The sequence below is a fragment of the Streptomyces sp. 35G-GA-8 genome, assembly GCF_023534745.1.
Classification (GTDB): domain Bacteria; phylum Actinomycetota; class Actinomycetes; order Streptomycetales; family Streptomycetaceae; genus Streptomyces.
The window spans coordinates 136,285-155,414 of the sequence record NZ_JAMHJQ010000012.1; the positions used below are offsets into that span (position 1 = coordinate 136,285).

At 67.0% G+C, this 19,130-nt stretch carries 26 protein-coding genes and 2 pseudogenes; 10 read left to right on the forward strand and 18 right to left on the reverse strand.

Features of this window, described 5'->3' with window-relative positions; genetic code table 11:
- The first annotated feature begins 2 nt into the window (after window positions 1-2).
- A complete protein-coding gene (locus M1203_RS26935) occupies window positions 3-509 on the forward strand; it encodes a hypothetical protein (protein ID WP_249952396.1) in 507 nt (168 codons plus the stop codon).
- A gap of 214 nt (window positions 510-723) precedes the next feature.
- Here M1203_RS26935 and M1203_RS26940 read toward each other — a convergent pair whose 3' ends face one another.
- Both M1203_RS26940 and M1203_RS26945 read right to left on the reverse strand, forming a co-directional pair.
- Window positions 724-1,464 carry an SDR family oxidoreductase gene (locus M1203_RS26940; protein WP_249952397.1) on the reverse strand — a complete coding sequence of 247 codons (741 nt, stop codon included), beginning with the start codon at window positions 1,462-1,464 and terminating at the stop codon, window positions 724-726.
- Window positions 1,465-1,636: 172 nt separating this feature from the next.
- The gene (locus tag M1203_RS26945; RefSeq protein ID WP_249952398.1) at window positions 1,637-2,581 is read right to left on the reverse strand and encodes an NADP-dependent oxidoreductase; all 945 of its coding nucleotides are present in this window, start codon (window positions 2,579-2,581) and stop codon (window positions 1,637-1,639) included.
- 82 nt (window positions 2,582-2,663) lie between these two features.
- Here M1203_RS26945 and M1203_RS26950 point away from each other — a divergent pair, with 82 nt between their 5' ends.
- Together M1203_RS26950 and M1203_RS26955 are read left to right on the forward strand one after the other, a co-directional pair.
- Window positions 2,664-3,233, forward strand: a complete 570-nt coding sequence (locus M1203_RS26950) for a TetR/AcrR family transcriptional regulator (protein WP_249952399.1) — start codon at window positions 2,664-2,666, stop codon at window positions 3,231-3,233.
- 156 nt (window positions 3,234-3,389) lie between these two features.
- A pseudogene (locus M1203_RS26955) lies at window positions 3,390-3,818 on the forward strand (IS630 family transposase); the annotation flags it as partial.
- A gap of 86 nt (window positions 3,819-3,904) precedes the next feature.
- Here M1203_RS26955 and M1203_RS26960 read toward each other — a convergent pair.
- The 9 genes from M1203_RS26960 to M1203_RS26995 form a co-directional block, all read right to left on the reverse strand.
- Entirely contained in the window at window positions 3,905-4,282 is a 378-nt protein-coding gene (locus M1203_RS26960; RefSeq protein ID WP_030216423.1) for a hypothetical protein, read from the reverse strand.
- A 256-nt stretch (window positions 4,283-4,538) separates the two neighbouring features.
- Window positions 4,539-5,012: a hypothetical protein gene (locus tag M1203_RS26965; RefSeq protein ID WP_249952400.1), complete on the reverse strand. Its 474-nt coding sequence runs from the start codon at window positions 5,010-5,012 to the stop codon at window positions 4,539-4,541.
- A gap of 135 nt (window positions 5,013-5,147) precedes the next feature.
- The gene (locus tag M1203_RS26970; protein ID WP_249952518.1) at window positions 5,148-6,131 is read right to left on the reverse strand and encodes a BtrH N-terminal domain-containing protein; all 984 of its coding nucleotides are present in this window, start codon (window positions 6,129-6,131) and stop codon (window positions 5,148-5,150) included.
- A gap of 547 nt (window positions 6,132-6,678) precedes the next feature.
- A complete protein-coding gene (locus M1203_RS26975; RefSeq protein ID WP_249952401.1) occupies window positions 6,679-7,011 on the reverse strand; it encodes a hypothetical protein in 333 nt (110 codons plus the stop codon).
- A gap of 240 nt (window positions 7,012-7,251) precedes the next feature.
- Window positions 7,252-7,680: a DNA/RNA non-specific endonuclease gene (locus tag M1203_RS39300; RefSeq protein ID WP_374404129.1), complete on the reverse strand. Its 429-nt coding sequence runs from the start codon at window positions 7,678-7,680 to the stop codon at window positions 7,252-7,254.
- Window positions 7,677-8,069, reverse strand: coding sequence for an RHS repeat-associated core domain-containing protein (locus tag M1203_RS26980; protein WP_249952402.1), 393 nt, complete (start codon window positions 8,067-8,069; stop codon window positions 7,677-7,679). Before M1203_RS26980 ends, M1203_RS39300 begins: the two co-directional genes overlap by 4 nt.
- Window positions 8,036-8,746: an RHS repeat domain-containing protein gene (locus M1203_RS26985; RefSeq protein WP_249952403.1), complete on the reverse strand. Its 711-nt coding sequence runs from the start codon at window positions 8,744-8,746 to the stop codon at window positions 8,036-8,038. The genes M1203_RS26980 and M1203_RS26985 overlap by 34 nt, the downstream gene beginning before the upstream one ends.
- Before the next feature lie 311 nt (window positions 8,747-9,057).
- Window positions 9,058-9,729: a response regulator transcription factor gene (locus M1203_RS26990; protein ID WP_249952404.1), complete on the reverse strand. Its 672-nt coding sequence runs from the start codon at window positions 9,727-9,729 to the stop codon at window positions 9,058-9,060.
- On the reverse strand, window positions 9,726-10,901 hold the full coding sequence (locus M1203_RS26995; RefSeq protein ID WP_249952405.1) for a sensor histidine kinase: 1,176 nt from the start codon (window positions 10,899-10,901) through the stop codon (window positions 9,726-9,728). Before M1203_RS26995 ends, M1203_RS26990 begins: the two co-directional genes overlap by 4 nt.
- A gap of 225 nt (window positions 10,902-11,126) precedes the next feature.
- On the opposite strand from M1203_RS26995, the gene M1203_RS27000 reads away from it, so the two are divergent.
- Complete coding sequence (locus M1203_RS27000; protein ID WP_249952406.1) at window positions 11,127-12,047, forward strand: ABC transporter ATP-binding protein; 921 nt, start codon at window positions 11,127-11,129, stop codon at window positions 12,045-12,047.
- Window positions 12,044-12,877: an ABC transporter permease gene (locus M1203_RS27005; protein WP_249952407.1), complete on the forward strand. Its 834-nt coding sequence runs from the start codon at window positions 12,044-12,046 to the stop codon at window positions 12,875-12,877. The genes M1203_RS27000 and M1203_RS27005 overlap by 4 nt, the downstream gene beginning before the upstream one ends.
- Before the next feature lie 85 nt (window positions 12,878-12,962).
- Here M1203_RS27005 and M1203_RS39305 read toward each other — a convergent pair whose 3' ends face one another.
- From M1203_RS39305 to M1203_RS27015, 3 genes are all read right to left on the reverse strand, one after another.
- Entirely contained in the window at window positions 12,963-13,319 is a 357-nt protein-coding gene (locus M1203_RS39305; RefSeq protein ID WP_374404078.1) for a group II intron maturase-specific domain-containing protein, read from the reverse strand.
- A 77-nt stretch (window positions 13,320-13,396) separates the two neighbouring features.
- Window positions 13,397-13,795: a hypothetical protein gene (locus M1203_RS27010; RefSeq protein WP_249952408.1), complete on the reverse strand. Its 399-nt coding sequence runs from the start codon at window positions 13,793-13,795 to the stop codon at window positions 13,397-13,399.
- 139 nt (window positions 13,796-13,934) lie between these two features.
- Window positions 13,935-14,597 (reverse strand): M15 family metallopeptidase, encoded by a 663-nt coding sequence (locus M1203_RS27015; RefSeq protein WP_249952409.1) that lies wholly within the window; start codon window positions 14,595-14,597, stop codon window positions 13,935-13,937.
- A gap of 96 nt (window positions 14,598-14,693) precedes the next feature.
- Here M1203_RS27015 and M1203_RS27020 point away from each other — a divergent pair.
- Window positions 14,694-15,000 (forward strand): annotated as a pseudogene (locus M1203_RS27020) (IS5/IS1182 family transposase); the annotation flags it as partial.
- A 25-nt stretch (window positions 15,001-15,025) separates the two neighbouring features.
- On the opposite strand, the gene M1203_RS39095 reads toward M1203_RS27020, so the two are convergent.
- Both M1203_RS39095 and M1203_RS39100 read right to left on the reverse strand, forming a co-directional pair.
- Window positions 15,026-15,178: a hypothetical protein gene (locus M1203_RS39095; RefSeq protein WP_308404910.1), complete on the reverse strand. Its 153-nt coding sequence runs from the start codon at window positions 15,176-15,178 to the stop codon at window positions 15,026-15,028.
- A gap of 23 nt (window positions 15,179-15,201) precedes the next feature.
- Window positions 15,202-15,423 (reverse strand): hypothetical protein, encoded by a 222-nt coding sequence (locus tag M1203_RS39100; RefSeq protein WP_308404911.1) that lies wholly within the window; start codon window positions 15,421-15,423, stop codon window positions 15,202-15,204.
- A gap of 143 nt (window positions 15,424-15,566) precedes the next feature.
- Between M1203_RS39100 and M1203_RS27030 the strand changes: the two genes are divergently transcribed.
- Together M1203_RS27030 and M1203_RS27035 are read left to right on the forward strand one after the other, a co-directional pair.
- Window positions 15,567-15,788: an SDR family oxidoreductase gene (locus tag M1203_RS27030; protein ID WP_249952410.1), complete on the forward strand. Its 222-nt coding sequence runs from the start codon at window positions 15,567-15,569 to the stop codon at window positions 15,786-15,788.
- Window positions 15,789-15,880: 92 nt separating this feature from the next.
- The gene (locus M1203_RS27035; protein ID WP_249952411.1) at window positions 15,881-16,633 is read left to right on the forward strand and encodes a transposase family protein; all 753 of its coding nucleotides are present in this window, start codon (window positions 15,881-15,883) and stop codon (window positions 16,631-16,633) included.
- A 41-nt stretch (window positions 16,634-16,674) separates the two neighbouring features.
- Here the strand turns inward: M1203_RS27035 and M1203_RS27040 are convergent, their stop codons facing one another.
- Window positions 16,675-16,917 (reverse strand): hypothetical protein, encoded by a 243-nt coding sequence (locus tag M1203_RS27040; RefSeq protein WP_249952412.1) that lies wholly within the window; start codon window positions 16,915-16,917, stop codon window positions 16,675-16,677.
- Window positions 16,918-17,235: 318 nt separating this feature from the next.
- Between M1203_RS27040 and M1203_RS27045 the strand changes: the two genes are divergently transcribed.
- Complete coding sequence (locus M1203_RS27045; protein ID WP_249952413.1) at window positions 17,236-17,610, forward strand: hypothetical protein; 375 nt, start codon at window positions 17,236-17,238, stop codon at window positions 17,608-17,610.
- Between the two features lie 12 nt (window positions 17,611-17,622).
- Here the strand turns inward: M1203_RS27045 and M1203_RS27050 are convergent, their stop codons facing one another.
- The gene (locus tag M1203_RS27050; RefSeq protein WP_249952526.1) at window positions 17,623-17,772 is read right to left on the reverse strand and encodes a hypothetical protein; all 150 of its coding nucleotides are present in this window, start codon (window positions 17,770-17,772) and stop codon (window positions 17,623-17,625) included.
- 61 nt (window positions 17,773-17,833) lie between these two features.
- Here M1203_RS27050 and M1203_RS39310 point away from each other — a divergent pair, with 61 nt between their 5' ends.
- Complete coding sequence (locus M1203_RS39310) at window positions 17,834-18,907, forward strand: tyrosine-type recombinase/integrase (RefSeq protein ID WP_374404131.1); 1,074 nt, start codon at window positions 17,834-17,836, stop codon at window positions 18,905-18,907.
- Window positions 18,908-19,130 lie beyond the last annotated feature (223 nt).

The window sequence follows — 19,130 nt, forward strand, 5'->3', positions numbered from 1 at the left end:
CGTTGGTGTTGCTGGCCGTCGGCTGCTCGACGTCGACCTCGCCCCTGCCGGATTCGCCATCCTCCTCGGCAAGTTGGCCGGACGCTTCTGACACGACGAATGCGGCCTGCCCCGACACTGCTCCGGTCCCTTCGGGCTCCGTACCCGTCGCCGTGCATGAGTTCGACAAGAAGGGCGAATGGTACGGCACTGATGACCTATGGGTGGCCAAGCCCCGGCTTCTGGATCACACGGACGAACGCGAGGAGAGATACCGCACAAAGTACGCGTCGATAACGCTCGACGCTCAGGGGCGGGCGACTGACCAGAAGGGCGCCCCGCACGTCGACGTCGAACGACTGAACCGATCCGGCTCAGCGCACGGCAGTACCGGTGGATTCGCCACCGCCGACGGCGACCGGCGGTGGTGGCCGACGGCCATCAACTTCCCCGAGCCCGGCTGCTGGCAGGTGACCGAAACACTCGGCTCCACCGAAGTCCGTTTCACCGTGCATGTCGCAGCACGCTGAGCAAGTCCGTGCTCAGGACCGGGGTGCCTGACGGACCGCCCGGGGGACGTCTCGTGTCGACTACGGGCGCTGCCCAAGCCCGCACAGGTCCGTCCCGTCCCCCGACATGCTCAATCTGAGGTTGGCAAAGCCCCACTGGAGGAGATCACCGAACTCCCAACTGTCTGAGAGCCCGGTGCATGAGCGGACGTCAAGGCAGACCAGGTGCCAGGTGTCAGAGCTGAGTGCCACCGCCGTCCACGGCAAGTTCGGTGCCGGTGGTGTAGGTGGCGTCAAACGCGAGAAAGAGCGCGGCCTTGGTCACTTCGGACGGGTTCCCCAGTCGCAGCATGGGGATCTGCGCGACAAGCGCCTTCGTCTCCTCGGCCGACTGCCGGGGCCTGGACTCGTCCATGATCCGGGTGTCGATCGGGCCGGGGCTGACCGCGTTGACACGAATTTTTCGCGGGAGAAGTTCACGGGCCAGGCTGCGGGTCATCGAGCGTAGTGCCGCCTTGCTGGCCGCGTACGCGCTGAGCATCGGCAGGCCCAGCACGTTGACGGCCGAGGTCGTGAGCACCACCCCGCTGCCCTCTGCCAGCAGCGGAGCGAGCTTCTGCACGGTGAAGTAGGGTCCCTTGGCGTTGGTGGTCAGCAGTTGGTCGTACAACTCCTCACTCGTTGCCTCGAACGGTGCGGAGCCGGTGACACCGGCATTGGCGAACAGGGCGTCGACCGTGCCGAACTCGGCCTTTACCCGGTCAGCCAGCGCATCGATCTGAGGCAGTGACGCCCCGTCGCTGCGGACCGCGATCGCGTTCTCGCCGAGTTGGTCACGGGCGGCACTCAGCTTGTCCTGGTCGCGCCCGGTGATCAGCACGCGCGCGCCTTCGTCCACGAGTGACCGAGCGGTGGCCAGGCCCAAGCCACTGCTGCCTCCCGTGATGACGACCTTCTTGCCCTCGTACCTGCCCATGTCGAACATCTCCTGTCTGTGAATACGCGTGATGGTTCTCGCCCCGGCGGGCCACCCTTGGCCGGACGGCGTCGAGTGCGACGCGCGAGCACGGTGCCGGCGGGTCCCGCCGAAGAAGGCGGCGAACGTGTTGCGGGCACTCGCTCCCGGCGGGTGGAGCGTGGAGCGGTGTTCAGTGAAGACCTGGCCGCAGGCTGATCACGACCTTGCCGTGGACGTGTCGTCCGGCTTGCAGTGTCACGGCATCGTGGATCTGCCCGATCGGGAAGGTCGCGGCGATCGGTATCGTGATCGCGCCGGCGAGGATCGCGTCGCTGATCCGCTCCATGGCGTCCGGGCTCGCGTCGAAACCACCGGTCGCGCGAACGCCGCCGGGAGGATTGGGCCCCGCGGCGATCGTGGAGATCCGGTCGGGCGGCACGCCGAGCGCGAGCGCGGTCTCGGCCGTTTCGATGCCGAACAGGTCGGTTGCCGCGGTCACGCCCTCCGGAGCCAGGGCCCGTACCCGGTCTGCCAGTCCGGGGCCGTAGGCCACGGGCTCGGCACCAAACTGGCGCAGGAACTCGAACGTGCCCTGCGCGGCGGTCCCGATCACTCTGGCGCCGGCGAGCTTCGCGAGCTGTACGGCGAACACGCCCACGCCGCCCGCGGCGCCGCCGACCAGGACGGTGTCGCCGGGCCGCAGGTCGATCGCGGCCAACGCGGCGGCTGCGGTCATGCCGGCCACCGGAAGCGTGGCTGCTACCTCGTCGCTGATGCCCTCCGGCGTGCGCCAGAGCGGCTCGTGCGCCTCGGTGGGCGTCTTGACCACCACGAAATCGGCAGCGGCCCTACCCTGCGCGCCGCCGTAGACACGGTCACCTACAGCGAAACCCGTGGCGTGGGCGCCGACCTCGTCGACGACCCCGGCAAAGTCGTACCCGAAGCCGGACGGCACGCTGATGCCGAACCGGGCCGCGACCTCGGGCTGCGAGGCGATGCCCCAGTCCATGGGATTCAGACCGGCGGCCGTGACGTGAACGCGGACCTCGCCCGGCCCGGCATGGGGTTCCGGAACCTCCCGCACCTCCAGCACTTCGGGACCACCGAACGTCTCGTAGACAACAGCCCGGCTCATGAGTACCTCCAGCGGACAAGTGACGGGACTTGGTCCCATCACCATACATGGGTGACGGCACCAAGTCCCGTAAGGTGTCCCCATGGCCCGCTGGCAACCCAACGCACCCGAGCGACTGCTCGTCGCCGCCCTTGAACTGTTCGAAGAACGGGGCTACGAGAACACGACTGTCATCGAGATCACAGAGCGCGCCGGGCTGACGAAGAGCACCTTCTTCCGGCACTTCCCGGACAAGCGAGAGGTGCTCTTCGGCGGGGGCACGATGACCGGACTACTCGTCGACGGGATCGACACGGCACCAGCCGGGGCCGGCCCTCTCGAAGCAATAGCGCATGCTCTGGACGCGATCGGCAGGGAAGCCTTCACCTCCGATCGTCGCGAATTCAGCGCCCGACGGTCGGCAGTGATCGCCGCCAACCCGGAATTGCGTGAACGCGAGGCACTCAAGGAACTCGGCCTCATCGCATCGATGATCGACGCACTCAAGCGCCGCGGCGTTCCCGACCTGACCTCACGCGTAACCGCTGAACTGGGCGCGCTCGCCTGGAAGATCGCCTACGAACGCTGGAGGGACACGACCAACCGCGACGACTTCGCCGAACTCGCACGGCGGACGCTCACCGAAGTGCGGGCGGCCAGCGCCTTGTGCTGACGGCCACGCTCTCGGCACAGCCCCGCTCCCACTGCCCGCATCCGCGGCGCCCACAATCAGTCGGAGCGAAGGGGCGCTCCTCGCTGCACCAGCGGTGCGCTGAGCCTTCGACCCGCCCCTCGGAGAGGGCGCGCGACGGAGGGCTTCGCAACTCTGGTGCTCCGACCGAGGCGGTTCGCCAGGTTGGTGATGGCGGCGGTTGGATGTGCGGTGACGTCCGCTCGATCGTTGGGGGGGGTGGCAGAGCCCGTCCGTGTGCGCAGGTTGACCGATCACATGGGCGCCGATATCCGCCGCTGGGCGAAGAAGAACAAGGTCGAGCTGTGCTTCACCCCGGCCCACGCGTCCCGGGCCAATCCGATCGAGGCCCACTCCGGCCCGTAGCGGCAGTTCACCCCGGCCAACTCCCACCACCGCAGCCACCCCACGCAAACCCGGGCACCGCACCGCTACCTGCGTCGGCGCAACACCAACGCCAACGCCCGCCACCCCGACATACTTGCCGCCCAACGCCAGGAACGCGCCCGCATCCGCAGCGAGAAGGGCATCCGCTGGGACGGACGCCCCCTCAACGCCTCAGCCTGACCGACCGCGAACCGCAGCCCCAAAGTGCCGAAAGGGACAAGTCCACGAGAAGGACGGCGACAGAAGGACAGAGACAGAAGGACGACTCAGGAGGCGGACGGCTCGATCTCCCCCGCAAAGACGATGACCTGGTCGATGAGGCTCCGCCGCAGATGGACGACGTCCGTTCCCGCCAGGCGGGGGCCTCCATCCGGCGTGGTGAAGACCCACTGGTACCGGGCCCACTCGTCAGGCATGTCCACCGCTGAGCAGCGCACCATCGTGCCGGTCCCCGCCGGGTGGCGCCGGATGTCCAGCACGAACCGCTCGACCGCCGCGATCCCTTCGCTGCGGCCCAACGGCCCCCAGAAGACCACGTCTGAGGTCAGGGCCTGGGAGAGCAGAGCAGTCACATAGCTGTCGTCCGAGGCGTTGAACGCGGAGATGAACGTGTCGATCGCGGAGCGTGCCGTCTCTTCCTGCATGGTCCAGTAATACCAGCCGACGCGCGTGCGCTCGTCCCGCGAGCCGCATTCCGATCACGGTGAGCCATCCCGGTCACAGCACTAGGGCCTGTCCGGTGGATCTTCGCGCCCGCGACGCCTGGCACCGCGCCTCGCCGCGTTGTCGGAGTCGCCCAAGTACATCCAGTACGAGGGCGATCCTCCGCCTTGCGATCGCACGCACCGGACGCCGCCAGGCCCGCCCTACGGGCGGACGGCGCTACTTCGAAGACACGCCCTAGGCGCCCCCGGAAGCCTCCTGGGACCGTCGCACGACGGCCGCCCCGCGCAGTGCGACGGCGCACCAGACGATCACCAGGAGCAGCGCGGCCGCGGCCAGCCCCGCGACTTCGAGGGGCTCCGGCCGCCAGCCCAGGGACAGCCGGGTGCCGATCATGACGCTGCCGAGGAGGACCTCCGACGGGGAGTAGACCGGCACCTTGGCCGCCACGAACCGCAGGATGGCGCCCAGCCCCAGGCCGATCACGGCCCAGGCGAGCAGATAGGGCCAGAGCGCTCCCGGCGCGGCGGGCGGCAGGCCGTACTCCTCCGGGCCGATACGGAACAGAGCGCCCAACCACCCCAGCGACACTCCGGCGGCGGTGACGAGCGCCGCCCACAACGCATGGCGCCACAGCGGGCCGGACCGCACTCGCTCGTCCTCGTGCTCGTCCTGGGTGTCGACGGGGTTCGTGGTCTCAGGAAGATGCATCACACCCGAAGAGACGCTCGCCGGCCGCGGAACGTTGCGCCGCAGACGGTCTCGCGAGCATGCCGAAACACCACGGACCGCCCCGAGGGCTGTAGCTCGTCGGCGACGAGCCCGACATGATCCGGACGAGAGGCCCTAGATCAGGCTGAGTGCCCGCATCGCATCGCGTTCGATGCGCGAGAGCTCGTGGAGGATGGAGCCGGCCCGCGTGAGGTTCTTCGCCTCGCCGGATTCGCCTGCTCTTGCGACGAGTTCGGCCACCTGTGTCCAAAGGGTGGCGGCCTCGGTATACAGGCTGTGGCCGGTGCGCAGGTGGTTGCTGTCGATCAGTTGGGCGCACTCGGCGAGAAAGTCCCGGTAGAGGTTGCGGAACAGGGCGCCGCCGGTGCCGGCCCGCTCCATGAGGATGGCGGTCCGTGGCAGGTCCGCCTGCGGATTGCCGCTGCGCTGCAACCACTTCGGCACTTGCTTGGCGGTCTTCTCGATGCCCCGGTGGCCCAGGTTCGCGATGGGTGGATTCAGGAAGGCGTCGGCGCAGGTCTTGATCGCGGGGATGATCCGGTCCTGCGGTGACGTCAGGCCGCTGGGCGCTGTGATGGTGAAGGAGCGGTGCTTGGCGGTCATGGGGCCGCGCTCGGCTCTGGCTATTGCCAGGCTGGCGAGGCTGGTGGAGACGGATCCGCCCTGGGAGTCGGTGTCCACCAGGTAGGCGTCCTGTTCGTCGTAGCCGTACATGGCCACGATGTGTCCGCCGAAGTGCACCTTGGTGGTGAAGTAGTCCAGGTGGTAGCTGTCGAGCTGAAGGCCGACCGGTCGGCCGGCGTCAATGGGTGCCACCACGTTCTGCCATGCCTTGCGCGGGGACGTGGTCTCCTCGACCCGCAGCTCAAGTCCGAGTGCGGCGGCCAGGTTCCTGGTGAGCTCGAACGGCTTGACCCGGCCTCCCAGGAAGGGAAAGCCCATGCTTTTGCTGTCCCAGTAGACGAAGGACAACCCGGACCCGAGCCCGAACAGCATGGGCTCGGACAAGTCGACTCCCTCATGCCGCAGCAGTACACCCAGCGCCGTCGTCTCGCAGTGCTGCATACCGCGGACATCGATGTCCTTCACCATGGTCATGCCGCTCATTCTCCTTCCTCACCTGACGAAGGCGAGCGCGGACGCCGATGCGGCGGGATCCGTTTCCAACTCGCCCCGCTCCATCAGCTCCAGGAACTCACGCCAGGCCCTCACGATGCCGGCCTCCAGCGTCGCCCTGACGTGGGCTGCGACGGCGGCGATGTCGTCCGGTCGTCCAGGGCGAGCGATCAGGTGGCCGCGACCATCCCGGCCTCCACCGTCAGGGCCTCAGTCCGGCGCCGATAGCCGCACGCTTCACACGGCCCGGCCGCCCGTTGCTGTGCACAGTCCTTACACGGCAGCACCTGCCGCATCGCGTCGGCGGCAGCCATGGCCTTGCGCTCGTGCTCAACTCGCTGCTGGGCTGTCGCATAGGCAACGTCACGCTCACCTGCCTTAAGGCTTAGCCCTACCCGTATCCCACCTCATTGCGAAGGGATGGGACGCGGGTGGGGCCCACGCTGTCGTCGGGCTTTCTTGCCCTTGCCGTACTCAGTTCTGATTCATTTTCCTGCTTTGGCTCCAGTCTGATCAAGTGGGGCCGCGCTCAGAAGCCCTTCTCCAGAACCCTCATTTCATCCAGACCTGACTCATCCAGGAATTCACTCAACATGGCCTGCATGTGATCGGCGTCTTCCTCGTCTGCACGAATGTACATACTGTAGCCCGGCACTCGGCCTCCCTCGATCATGCTGAGTGCCACATCTTCGCCATTCTTGAGACGCCAGGTGAATGTACGCCTCGAGCCGAGATCCCATTGGTCTTCGAATCTCTCGTAATCTCCCCAGGTCGAAACCAGTTCATCGGATGTCACGTCGATGTGGGCGACATAGATCGATCGCCTCCCGCCGGTCATTTCCCACGTATTGATCCGCCGCATTGAAGAATCATCTCACGCTCGCGACGAAGGCCTTGGCGAGATCGTAATGCTGGTTCGGAAAGGACGGCGCGAGGATGAACGGGTAGCCGTCGACCCACCCTCCGCCTACTCGCTCAATGAATTCCTAGCAGTCGTCCGGGAGTCGGACCCGGAGTTCCGAGTCGATGCCGGACCAGTCCTGCTGCTGTGGTGCCGTGGCATCTGTCTCCAGAACTTCGATCAGACGACGTACGTGCCCGTTCACTGCACCTGTCCTTTTTCAGTTCCTGAGATCGTTGGGTATATAGATCTGGTTGGTAACGGCAGTCTCGACCTGGGGCATGAACTGGAATCCGTCCGAGCCCTGTGCCTCCAGCCAGATGCCTTCGGGGATGACGCTGTCTCCCTCTGTATACGGCGCATCATCTTGGGTCTGTTGGCGTAGGCGTGCATGGTGACGAAGTTCCGCGGGTCCTTGTTGGATCCGCCGATCTGGGCGCCCAGAAGATGGGCACGGTTGTATCCCTTGTTGCTCTGCCATCCGGCTGGGTCGACGCCGGGGCCGGTCTTTCCGCCCATCATGCTGCGGGTGAGAGTGACGGTGACTCCCTGGGCCCGTCCGCCGGGGCCGCGTTCTCGGTAGTGGACACGATCGCCCCAGGTGACGTCGTTCTCATCGCAGGAGGTCAGGCCGCGCGGGTCAAGCTGTGTGTGAGGTTGTCAACGAAGGCGACGGGGTTGGGCGCGGGGGGGGCAGGCCGAGCGGGTCGGGGGGCGTAGCGGCCGGTTGTGGGGTCGTAGTGGCGGAAGTAGTTGTAGTGGAGGCCGGTTTCGGGGTCGGCGTACTGGCCGAGGAACCGTAAGGGGGTGCAGGCGGTGGCGTCGGCGTTCCAGGTGGTGGTGCCCCAGACGGTGGTGCGGGATTGCCAGGCTACGTCGCCTTGTTCGTCAACGAGTTCGGTGCGCGTCCCGATCAGGTCGGTGACGATGGCGAAGAATCGGCTGTCGAACTCGTTCTGGGTACGAGACTTGCGTTCGTACTGGGTCAGGGGCCGGTATCCGTCGGATTCCCAGGACACGAGGGTGCCGGTGGTGGTGTTGGTCCCTCGGCCAGCCGGTCGCCGTCCCAGGTGAACTGGATTTCTTCGGTCCCCTGGCCGACGGCGATGAAGCGGCGTGTGGCGGTGCGGCGCCCCGAAGGGTCGTAGCGGTAGCGCCAGAGGGTGCCGTCGGGGGTGGTGCAGGTGGTGAGTCGGCCTTCCGGGGCCCAGGTGTAGCGCCAGATGTTCGGCTTGTGGGAGAGGCGTCTTTTGCGGCGCTCGACCAACCGGCCGGCCTCGTCATAGTGGTAGGTGGTAGGTGGTGCGTCCCGCGGCCAGCGTCCGGGTGCCGTCCACGGAGCGTTCACTTGCGGAGTCCGGTGCGGCACGGCTGCTCGGCCATTCGGCGAAGCTCTGGTTGCCTGCCGGGTCGTAGCGGTATGTCTCCGGCTGTGGTGATCCAGTCCGGGCAGTGAGGGGGGGCGACCCAGCAGATCCAGTTGGAATTGTGTAGCGCGGCCCGTGGCGAAGTCGTCGATGCCTGTCAGCATTCCGTCGGCGCGGTAGCTGAAGCGGCGGTCGCGCATCCGGTGGTCGGCAACGCGGAGAGTCTGGCTGATCAGCCGGCCCAGCTGGTCCCATCGCGAGGTGATCGCGGCATCCGGGCTGAGGACGCGCTGAATCTCGCGGCCCAGCAGGTCATGTTCGAAGGTCAACTGGTGAGCTTGGCCCAGCCGCAGTCCACTACGGTTGCCGACGGCGTCGCAGGCCCCCTCGCTGACCGCTCCGGTAGGAGTGGTGCGTCCCCACCGCTCCACTCGCTTACCAGGGACTTGGACAGGCGGTTGCCGGAACAGAACCCCCAGGACTCCCAGCCCACTGGGGAGAAGTTGACCAACCTCAGTGGCTACTGAACTTGCTTGGGTGATTTCGGATCGTTCGCCTGACAGTCTGTGGCGGGTCGGGTAGCTGTGGTCTGTGAGATACGCGCAGGGCCGGTGGCTCACAGTGTTGCTGTCAGACGCGCTCAGCCGGGCAGCGTGACGAGCCCCGTCTCGTAGGCGGTGATCACAAGCTGAACCCGGTCCCGGGCGCCCAATTTGGTGAGCAGGCGCGACACGTGCGACTTGGCGGTGGCCACCGTGATGAAGAGGTCCTCCGCGATCTCGGTGTTCGACCGGCCGCGTCCGACCAGGGTCAGGACTTCCCGTTCCCGGTCGGTGATGCCCTCGATCAGCCGTGGGGAGCGTGCCGGGGCGGCTTCGGGGCGCCCGGCGAACTCTGCGATCAGACGACGCGTGACACCGGGGGCGATCAGCGCGTCGCCGGCGGCGACCACGCGGATCGCCGTGAGGATGTCGTCGAGCGCCATGTCCTTGACCATGAAGCCGCTCGCTCCGGCCCGGAGCGCACCGTAGACGTGGTCGTCCTCGTCGAAGGTGGTCAGGACGAGGACGCGGGCGGTCGCCGGACCGGCGGTGATCAGTCGAGTGGCCTCGATCCCGTCCATGCCCGGCATCCGGATGTCCATCACTACGACGTCGGGGCATACGCCCTTGGCCAGTTGGACCGCCTCGGCGCCGGTGGACGCCTGACCGACGACCTCCAGGTCGGGGTGGTCGGCCATGATCACGCGCAGGCCGGACCGCACCAGCGGCTGGTCGTCGACGAGCAGGACGCGTACGGGACTGGCGGTCATCGCACCTCCAACGGAACTACGGCGGGGTCGGGCAGGGGCAGCCGCGCCGCCACCCGGAAGCCGCCCTCGGGACGCGGCCCGGCGCTGAGGCGTCCGTGCAGCAGAGCGACCCGCTCGCGCATGCCCACGATGCCGAAGCCGTGGGCCGGACCGTCCTCGGTGGCGCCGCGCCCGTCGTCGACGATTTCCACGGATAGTTCCCCGTCCCCGTACTCAATGGTCACCCGGCAGTGTCCGGTACCCGCGTGCCGGACCACATTGGTCAGCGCCTCCTGGACGATACGGTAGGCCGACAGGTCGATGTCGGCGGGCAGTGGGCGCTGTTCCCCGCCGCGGCGCACGTCGACGCGTACGCCGGCGTCCGCCGTCGTCGCCGCCAGCCGTTCGAGGTCCGCGAGACCGGGCGAAGGTGTGATCGGTGCCCGTCCCGAAACCTCTGCGTCCGGGTCCGCCTGGCGGAGTGCCACCAGCGTGCGCCGCAGGCCCGACAAGGTCTCTCTGCTGGTGGCTTCGATGGCTCGCAGCGCCTCGTGGGCTTCCGCCGGCTGTGTCCGGATGACCCGGCTTCCCACCCCGGCCTGGATGGCGATGATGCCGATGCTGTGCGCGACCATGTCGTGCAACTCCCTTGCGATCCTCAGCCGTTCGGCGATGACGGCCTCAACCACCTCCTGCGCGCGCAGCTCCTCCGCGTGCTCGCGGCGCTCGCGGCTCAGCAGACCGACCATGCAGGCCGCAGCCATCGCCAGGAGGGTGATCACGAGGTTGACGGTCAGGCTGTCGCCGTGCGTGAAGCCGCCGACGAGCAGGAGCTGGACGACGAGGGATGTGGCCGCGGCGACGGTCGAAGCCCGCCGTGCGCGGGTGGCGACGATGAAGCCCAGGACAAGGTCCACTGGCAGATACGACAGGAACTGGCCCTGGTACGAAGCCGACAGATCCACACCGGCGGAGCTCGGGGGGCCCACCACCACGGCCGTGGATCCGAAGAGCGCCAGGGCCAGGGCCAGGACCGGCCCGCGTCGCAGGACACCGACGAGCAGGCTCGCCGCCAGCAGTGCCCCGACACCGTGGACCGTGCCCGAAGCCCGCGGCGCACCTCCTATGAGCAGAGCCACCGCGAGGACGTACAGAACACCCCCCACCCAGGCCATGACAGTCGTTCTCGTCATTGGCGGTGCGCCCTTTCCAGGAGATGCGCCCACTCAGGAGAACGGTCGTGCCCTGCGACGCGCGCAGGCAACGGGGTGGTCGGTAGGTCGTTCATCCCGCGAGGCTATCCAGCCGCCGATCCCGCGGCATCGGCCCGTGGATGTACGCCCACGGGCGAAGGCCGCCGCACGTTTGCCGCCCACGGCCCCATGACCGGACGGAGCCCTCCCGGCAGGGTTGTCCATGTGATCGAAGTCAACGAACTCACCAAGCGCTACGGCGGCAAGACCGCCGTCGATCAGCTGTCCTTCACCGTGCGGCCGGGCCAGGTCACCGGCTTCCTCGGCCCCAACGGAGCCGGCAAGTCCACCACCCTGCGGATGATTCTCGGCCTGGAAGCCCCCACCTCGGGCACCGCCACCGTCGGCGGAGTCGCCTTCCGCAGTCACGCCCGGGGACTGCGGCACGTCGGCGCCCTCCTCGACGCGGGTCAGGTCCATGGCGGCCGCACCGCCACGGCCCACCTGTCCGCCCTGGCCCGCGGCAACGGTATCTCTCCGCGTCGTGTGGACGAGGTCCTGCACGAAGTGGGATTGACCGACGCGGCGCACCGCCGCATCGGCGGGTTCTCGCTCGGCATGAAGCAGCGCCTCGGAGTCGCCACCGCCCTGCTCGGCGACCCGCCGGTGCTGATGTTCGACGAACCGGTCAACGGCATGGACCCGGAGGGCGTGCTCTGGATGCGCCGCCTCTTCCAGCGCCTCGCGGCCGAGGGCCGCACGGTCTTCCTCTCCAGCCACCTCATGTCGGAGATGGAGAACACCGCCGACCAACTCGTCGTCATCGGCCGGGGCCGGCTCATCGCCGCCGAATCGGTACGGGACTTCGCGGCCCGCAGCACCGGCCTCGGAGTGGTGGTGGGCACGCGGCAGGCAGCCGAGCTGACGGCGGTGCTGACCGCCGCCGGCGCAGCGGTCGAGCCGGAGGGATCGGCGGGCGCCGAGAAGCTCGCCGTGACCGGACTGCCGACGGACCGGATCGCCGCGCTCGCCTTCGAGAACGGGATCCTGTTGAACGAGCTGACCTCCCGAACCGCCTCGCTGGAGGAGGCCTTCATGGAACTCACGGCCGACAGTGTCGAATACCAGGCAGGACAGCCCCGATGACCACACAGACATCTGTCCCCGCGACCCCTTCGGCCGCGTCCCTCGCTGAGCCGCCCGCCCGCTTCCGCGATCTGATCGCCTCCGAGTGGATCAAGATGCGGTCCCTGCGCTCCACCCCGTGGGCCCTCGCCTTCATCACCCTGTTCGTCGTCGGGTCCGGCGCCGTGGCCACCCGGGCGGACAAGGCCGCGGGTTCCGAACCCGGCAGCTTCCTGGCGTACGACGCGTTCCCGTCGGCCGGTTACATGACGCTGATACTCGTCGCCGGCAGCATGGGTGCCCTTACCGTCGTGAGCGAGTACAGCAGCGGGCTGATCCGCACCACCACCGTGGCCGTCCCCGCCCGTGGTGCGGTGGTGCTGGCCAAGGCAGTCGTCACCGCCATGCTGTGGACCGCCGTCGGCACGGCCGCCACCATCGGATCCTTCCTGGTCTCCCAGGCCATCCTGGACGGGCACAATGCCAGTGTTCCGATCACCCACTCCGACGTGTTCCGGCCGCTGGTGGCATCCGCGTTGCTGGCTCCGGTGTGTGCCTTGGTCGGTCTGGGCCTCGGCGTTCTGCTCCGGCATGCCGCCGGGACCATGCTCACCAGCGTCTTCACCCTGCTGATGCTGCCCACCATGTTCTCGGAGGGCAACCGCTGGTCGGCGGACGTCAAACACACGATGGTGTCAGCCGCCTGGACTCGCCTGGTCCAAACGTGGGAGCCGGATCCCGGTTCCCTGGGCTACACCGCCACGCTCCCCGGCTCCTGGATCGTGTACGCCCTCTGGGCGCTGGTCGCGGTCGCCCTCGCGGTGGTCGTCGTACGGCACCGCGACGTGTGAACGTGCCTCCGAAAACGCGCGCGTCGCACCCCGGAGGCACACCGGTAAGGCGGTAGCCCCGAGCCGTGTGATCCACCCATAGGCGTTAGTCGTGGCCCAGTTCCGGCCCGCTCGGCCATGTTTCCGTCTGGAGGAGATCGCCGGCCGCTGACGGACGTAGCCGTCGACCACGTTGGACTTCCGCCCGGACTCCTCGTTTGCGAGGATACGCGCCCCAGCCGCGCAGGACCGGACGAAGATCGGCGACCACAGCGGACACGGGCCGCTCGGTCTTCGAGCGGCCCGTCGCCGCACGGATCTTCTCCCGCAGCATCCGAATCGCTCTGGCCGAAAGCTGGGCCAGCGCTGCAAGCAGAACCTGTGCTGCCTTTCCACGACTCGGCTTTCCGATGGTGGAATCCGAGGAAATCAATGCCCTGCCCGCCTCGGGTGAGACAGCCATGCTCCAAGGCGAATGAGCCCCGTCCGGCACTGGTCACACTGGCGCCGGTGAGCCTGCTTCTTCTTCGGCACTCCGATTCAGGCGCCGTCCTCGATGTCGGAGATGAGTTTGGTGCTCAGATCGCTCTGCACGGCCAACTTCGTGTGTCCGGCATCCGGACCGGTGCCCCAGGTGAGGGTGACCGTGGTGAACAGGTGGCCGGCGCCGTTGTCGTGGTATCGGACTTCCCAACGGGTGGGTACGTCCTGGGCGCGCAGGACACCATCAGCGTGGTTGGCCTCTTCCCAGGCGGCCAGGCGTTGTTGAAAGTCTTCCGTCAGGTAGTGGGCACGCAGCTCCGTACCCAGGTCGTCGGTGCCGTCAAAGACAGCATCGATGTAGGCCCCGTAGAAGTCGGCCACCCGGTCCACTGCGGAGTCCGGGCTCCCGCTACGGATTGTGGTGTCCTGCGCCGTGATCAACTGATTGTCCGACATGGATTCCCCTCTGGATCAGCATTGTTGGGTCCCGTCCCTGGAACGCCTACGGGACCTCGCCAGCCTCCCCGCTCACGCGCGCACGACACCCCGCAGCACATTTATCCACCCAGACGAATGATCACTTTCCAGCCCCTGTTCATGCCGAATCCAGTTCCTTGAGCCCGTAGTGGGCGGCATCCGCTCCTGTCATCAAGGCCCAGTAACGGTCTCCGTATGACCAGTGCCACCATTCTGTGGGGTAGTTGACCAGGCCAGCAGCGGCAAGCGCCGTGCTCAGGATGTCTCGATTGGAGCGGGCCTGGTCACTGATGTTGTCGGCCTGCGTGTAACAGGCGCCCTCGCTCTCCTCAGGAGTCGCGTTCATACGGGTGCCCATGTCGAGTTCACGGCCGTCGGCGTCTGCGAGCGTCAAGTCAACGGCCGCGCCGGCGCTGTGGGGTGCGATCTCAGGCGGGGACACATAGCGGCTGGCTGCCGAGCGGACCTGCTCCAAGGACCAGTTCGGGTGATCGGCCCGCAGTTGATCTCCGTATTCGTCGAAGTAGTGACGTTGCAGGGACGGCGGGCGATACCCCTCGACGAACAGCAACCGTATTCCTTGAGGAAGCTGTGCCTGGGCCTTGAGGAGTCGATCGAGCACTCCTTGCCGCAGGTGGGCGAAGGCGCCTGCGGGGTCCTGCCACTTTCGTTCATCGACCAGCAGAGAGCTGTCCCGTCGCACATCGACGAGCCGTTCACCACACTCCCGAACAGGCACGGCTGCAACCCTCGGGTCGGACATCAAGACGATCTCAGTCATGACGAGATCATCTCGTGACCTTGCGCCTCCATAGCTCTCTTCCCGTCACGCTCCGAGGAAGGTCTCTCGGCCTGAAGCCGCTCGTGCGCGGGATTTCCACCTATCCGCTCCCGCCGCGGACCCCGTCGCCGACGCCCTCCGACAAGCTCCCCGCTGACAAGCGGTACGACTACGAGCACCTGCGTAGATGGTTACGCGAGAGGGGTATCCGCCACCCCACCGCATCGCCCGCAAAGGCGTCGAGTCGTCCAAGCGGCTCGGCCGTCATTGTCGGGTGGTCGAGAGGACCGTGTCCTGGCCGGCCGGCTGCCGACGTCCGCACCGCCGCTACGAGCGGTAGTCGGAATACTTCCTCGCCTTCGTCGGCATTGCCGCAGCCCTCATGTGCCACCGCCGGCTTTGACGCAGATGTGCACCTACAGATCGACTCATCGAGGGCGGGCCTCCTCCCGCCCGAACGCCAGCACCTGGGCGAGTACCTCCCGCATCCGCTTGATGTCCTCGTCCGGTGCGCCGAGCTCCGCCTCGATCTCGGCGTCCTCCAGTCCCAGATCATCCAGCGAATCGGGGTCCAGCGACACCGTGAGCAGCCCATCCGACAGAACTACCTGACGGATACAGCCGTAAGCCGTCCCTGGTCCTGCGTCACCAGGCAGTGGCTGTCGAGCCCGAGCGGCACGCTCCGGGGAGATGATTCGCCGATGTTGCTCATGAACAGCAGGAAGAAGCCTTCGCCGTTCTCGTCCTCGGCAACACCGGCCTGCATCAAGTCGTTGTCCGGGTCCACCCCTGCCGCTACTACGCGAGCGGTGAATCTGTATGCCATGGCTGGGTTTTAGCAGAACGTCCGAGCCCGCCGACTGTCAGGTCGACTACCAACAGAAACAACCTCCAACACGGTAAGCGGATGCACCCTCCGGTAATGGTGGTGAGGACTCTTGACGCTTTCTCGGACGGAGCGGGGACAGCATGATTCTTGTGACGGGTCCGACCGGCACCATTGGCCGACACCTGGTACGGGCTCTCGCGGAGGCGGACGTGCCCTTTCGGGGTCTGGTGCGGGACGCGCACAAGGGCAAGGAGTTGGACCGCGAGTTCACGGTCGGGGACTTCGACGATCCGGTGTCGATGGTGTCCGCACTGAAGGGCGTTGAGCGTCTTCTGCTCAACGGTGAGCCTCTTCCAACCTGACGAGTGGCTGGACTGTCGCCCCGGTGACGGGCATGAAGAAAGCTCCTGGTGGGCGGGTCGCGATCAAGATCACCGGTCCGCCAGGAGCTCTCGTGCTTGTCTACACGTCTGCCATCGATCTATCCAGCCGCACCCTGCAACGCCTTTCCGGTCTTCTTGCAGGTCACCGGCGTCGGATCGGCTCTCGCCGGCGCCGCCTCACCTATGGCCGACAGGCCCTGCTCGTCCTCGCGCATCTGCGCTGCGGTGATACCTACACCCGCCTCGCGGCGGGTTTCCGCATCGGGATCGCGACGGTCTTCCGCTACATACGCGAGGCCGTCGATCTACTGGCCCCGCCCGCTCCGACGCCGGAGCAGGCCATGGACACCGCCCGCAGGAAGGCGTACGCATTCCTCGACGGAACACTCCTGCTGACCGACCGCATCGCCGCCGACCGCCCGCACTACTCGGGGAAGAAGAAGCACCACGGCATGAACGTGCAGGTCCTCGCCGACCCGGCCGGACGCCTGATCTGTGCATCGGACGCACTGCCGGGAGCCACCCACGACCTCACCGCGGCCCGGACCCACGACATCCCAGCCGCTCTGACCGCCGACGACATCAAGTGCTGGGCGGACAAGGCGTATCAAGGTGCGAGCCCCGCCATCCGCGTCCCGTTCCGAGGCAGGAGCCTGCGCGGCTGGCGCCGGCGTCACAACCGGGACCATGCCAAGATCCGCAGCCTCGGCGAACGCGCCATGGCGATCCTGAAAGGCCGGCGGATCCCGCGGAAGCTCCGCCGCAGCACCACACGGATCACCGCCATCGTTCGAGCCATCGTCGCCCTCGAACTCGCCAACTGATCAGGTTGGGAAAGTGTCACTGACAGCGAGAGGCTGGTCCTTCACGCCAAGAGCAGGAGGAGCACCGTGTAGAGCAGGGCTGTGCCGATCGCGGCGAAGAAGAAGCCGCCGTCGGTGGTCTTCCAGACTGGCCGCTCAAACTCCCATGCTGACATCGCCCTTCTCGGATTCCGCGGATCATAAACGATCTCGATGACAGACGAGCTGCCTCTTCTTGGCAGGTCCTCGGGGGCTACCGTTACGTAGTGGCGCTCCCCCAAGTGATCTCGATAGATGACGTCCACGGAGAGGACGCCAGCCCTCCAGCTATCGCCGCCCTTTCGCCCTTGCGTGCGCACGCCTCGCCGCCGCAGAGTCAAGCGCGCCCAGTTGGCCGCCACAGCAAACACCAGAATGGCCAACGAAGGTATATATCCCATCAGGTAGGCACCCGGCATCACAACCCCCAGTCAGCGATCACCTGCGCATGATGCCATGCACCGCCGGACTGGTCATCGGGATAGATGGTCCGGCCGCAGACCGGCGTCATCGACATGGCACGGGCTGTCAGGTTCTCGTGGGTGGTGAAGGTATCAACTTGGCAACCCGGTCCGGATGCGAAGTTGTCCGTACGCGCGCACTGGGAGATCGAGCGGCACCTCAAGGAGTCGGGGCTGCGATGGGCGTCACTTCAGCCCACCGGCTACATGCAGAATTTCTTCACCGGCGAGGGCGGCTTCACCCACAGCGGTGCCCTGGAAGGTCCGTACGGTGAGGGACGCGTGGCGTACATCGACGCCTACGACGTCGCCGCCTGTGCCGCAGTGCTGCTGACAGGTCCGCTCCAAGGCGGCGAGACCTATGCGCTCACCGGGCCGCAGGCGCTGACGCATGAGGAGATCGCCGCCAAGCTCGCCATTCCCTTCCGTGATCTGACACCTCAGGAGGCATCTGAGGGTCTACGGGCACGGGGGGTTGCCCGGATGGTTCGTAGATGACCTTCTGCGGCTCTACGCGGAGATGGCAGCCAGCGCGATGTCTGAGCTGACGACGGCGGTGCGGGAGCTGACCGGGCGCGAGCCGCGTACGTTCGACGAGTTCTTGGCGAACGGGTAGCCACGCTCGTGGAACCGTCGATCCCGCAATGCGAAAGCGGCCACAGCCTGGTCGGTGAACTCGACGTCAGCGCCGAAGGCGGTGATCCGGCCGGAGGACCGCCGGATGCCGGGGGGTGTCCTTCACCGTCCACAAGATCCTGGCGGGGATCGCGGAGGAGGAGCACCGCCAGCGGTCACCGGTTGCAGCCGCTGTTCGCACTCGCTCTGCATACAGGGCTCCGCAAGGGCGAACCCCTCGGCCTGCGCTAGGAAGACCTCGACCTGGCCGGCGGAACCGCCAGCATCCAACGCACCAACTCCAGCGGCTTTACCGCCCTCCCGGCCAAGAGGCAAGAGCTCCGAACGACCCATCGCCCTGCCGACGCCGCGCCTGTACTTCCTCGAACAGCACCGCAGCCGACAACTCCAGGAAGGCGAGGCGGCGGGGACGGGCTGGCAGGAAAGCGGCTACGTCTTCACTCGCCCCGACGGCGCCCCGATCGCAGGTTCCACCCTCACCTGGCACGTCAACACCCCGCTGGGCCTGGCCAGGCTCCGCCACATCCGTTTCCACGACCTCCGACACGCGACCGCCACCTTGCTCCTTGAGCAGGGGGTTGAGCTGGTCGTGATCAAGGAACTTCTGGGCCACGCCCGCATCGGCGTCACCGCCACCGTCTACACCCACGTCCGACTCCGCCTCCAACGCGACGCCATCAACCCCCTCGGCCACACCTTCCGCAACCCCGCCGAGATCACTGGCAAAGCCCGACGACGACGGCGGCGAACCAGCACTCTGCGCGGTCCCCGTCCGCTGACGTTGCCGTCAACTACTGCCGTCAGACCACGATGGGGCCCCGCCAAACGCTGCCTGGCGGGGCCCATGCTTGCCAACGCACACTTCTCAGCGAATCCTCAGTGGTCCTGGAGAACCCAATCGCGGGCGGCCGCAAGGCAGGACTCAAGATCATCAGGCGACGCCAGGCAGCCGCTCCGCGTCCGAACTTGGCCCGTTTCCGCGTTCGCTAGATCCTCCTCGAATTCCCCGGTATCCCACAGCACCACCTGGGCCATGAAGTTACCGCCATCAAGGATCCAGCTCACCGACGTCAACCCATCCTCATTAGGGGATCTCTCAATCTCCGAAATATCCCGTAGAGCCTCCGTCTGGTGGATTTCCTGTCGGATCCACTCCTGAGCCCGCTCCAGCAGCGCACTCCTTAGGAACATCCCCGTCCTCCTAGCTTGCTGTTCTTGGCCTCGGGAAGTTGAGGAATAGGGTTCCTCTCCTTCTGCGCCAGACGAGCAAAGATGGTGTCGGAAGGGGGAAGTTCTTCGCCGACCGCGGCTCGGAATTCCGCACTCGACAGCAGCCCCACGGTGTGGCCGGCACTTACCGCCGCCTGCGTGAGCGGGATTGA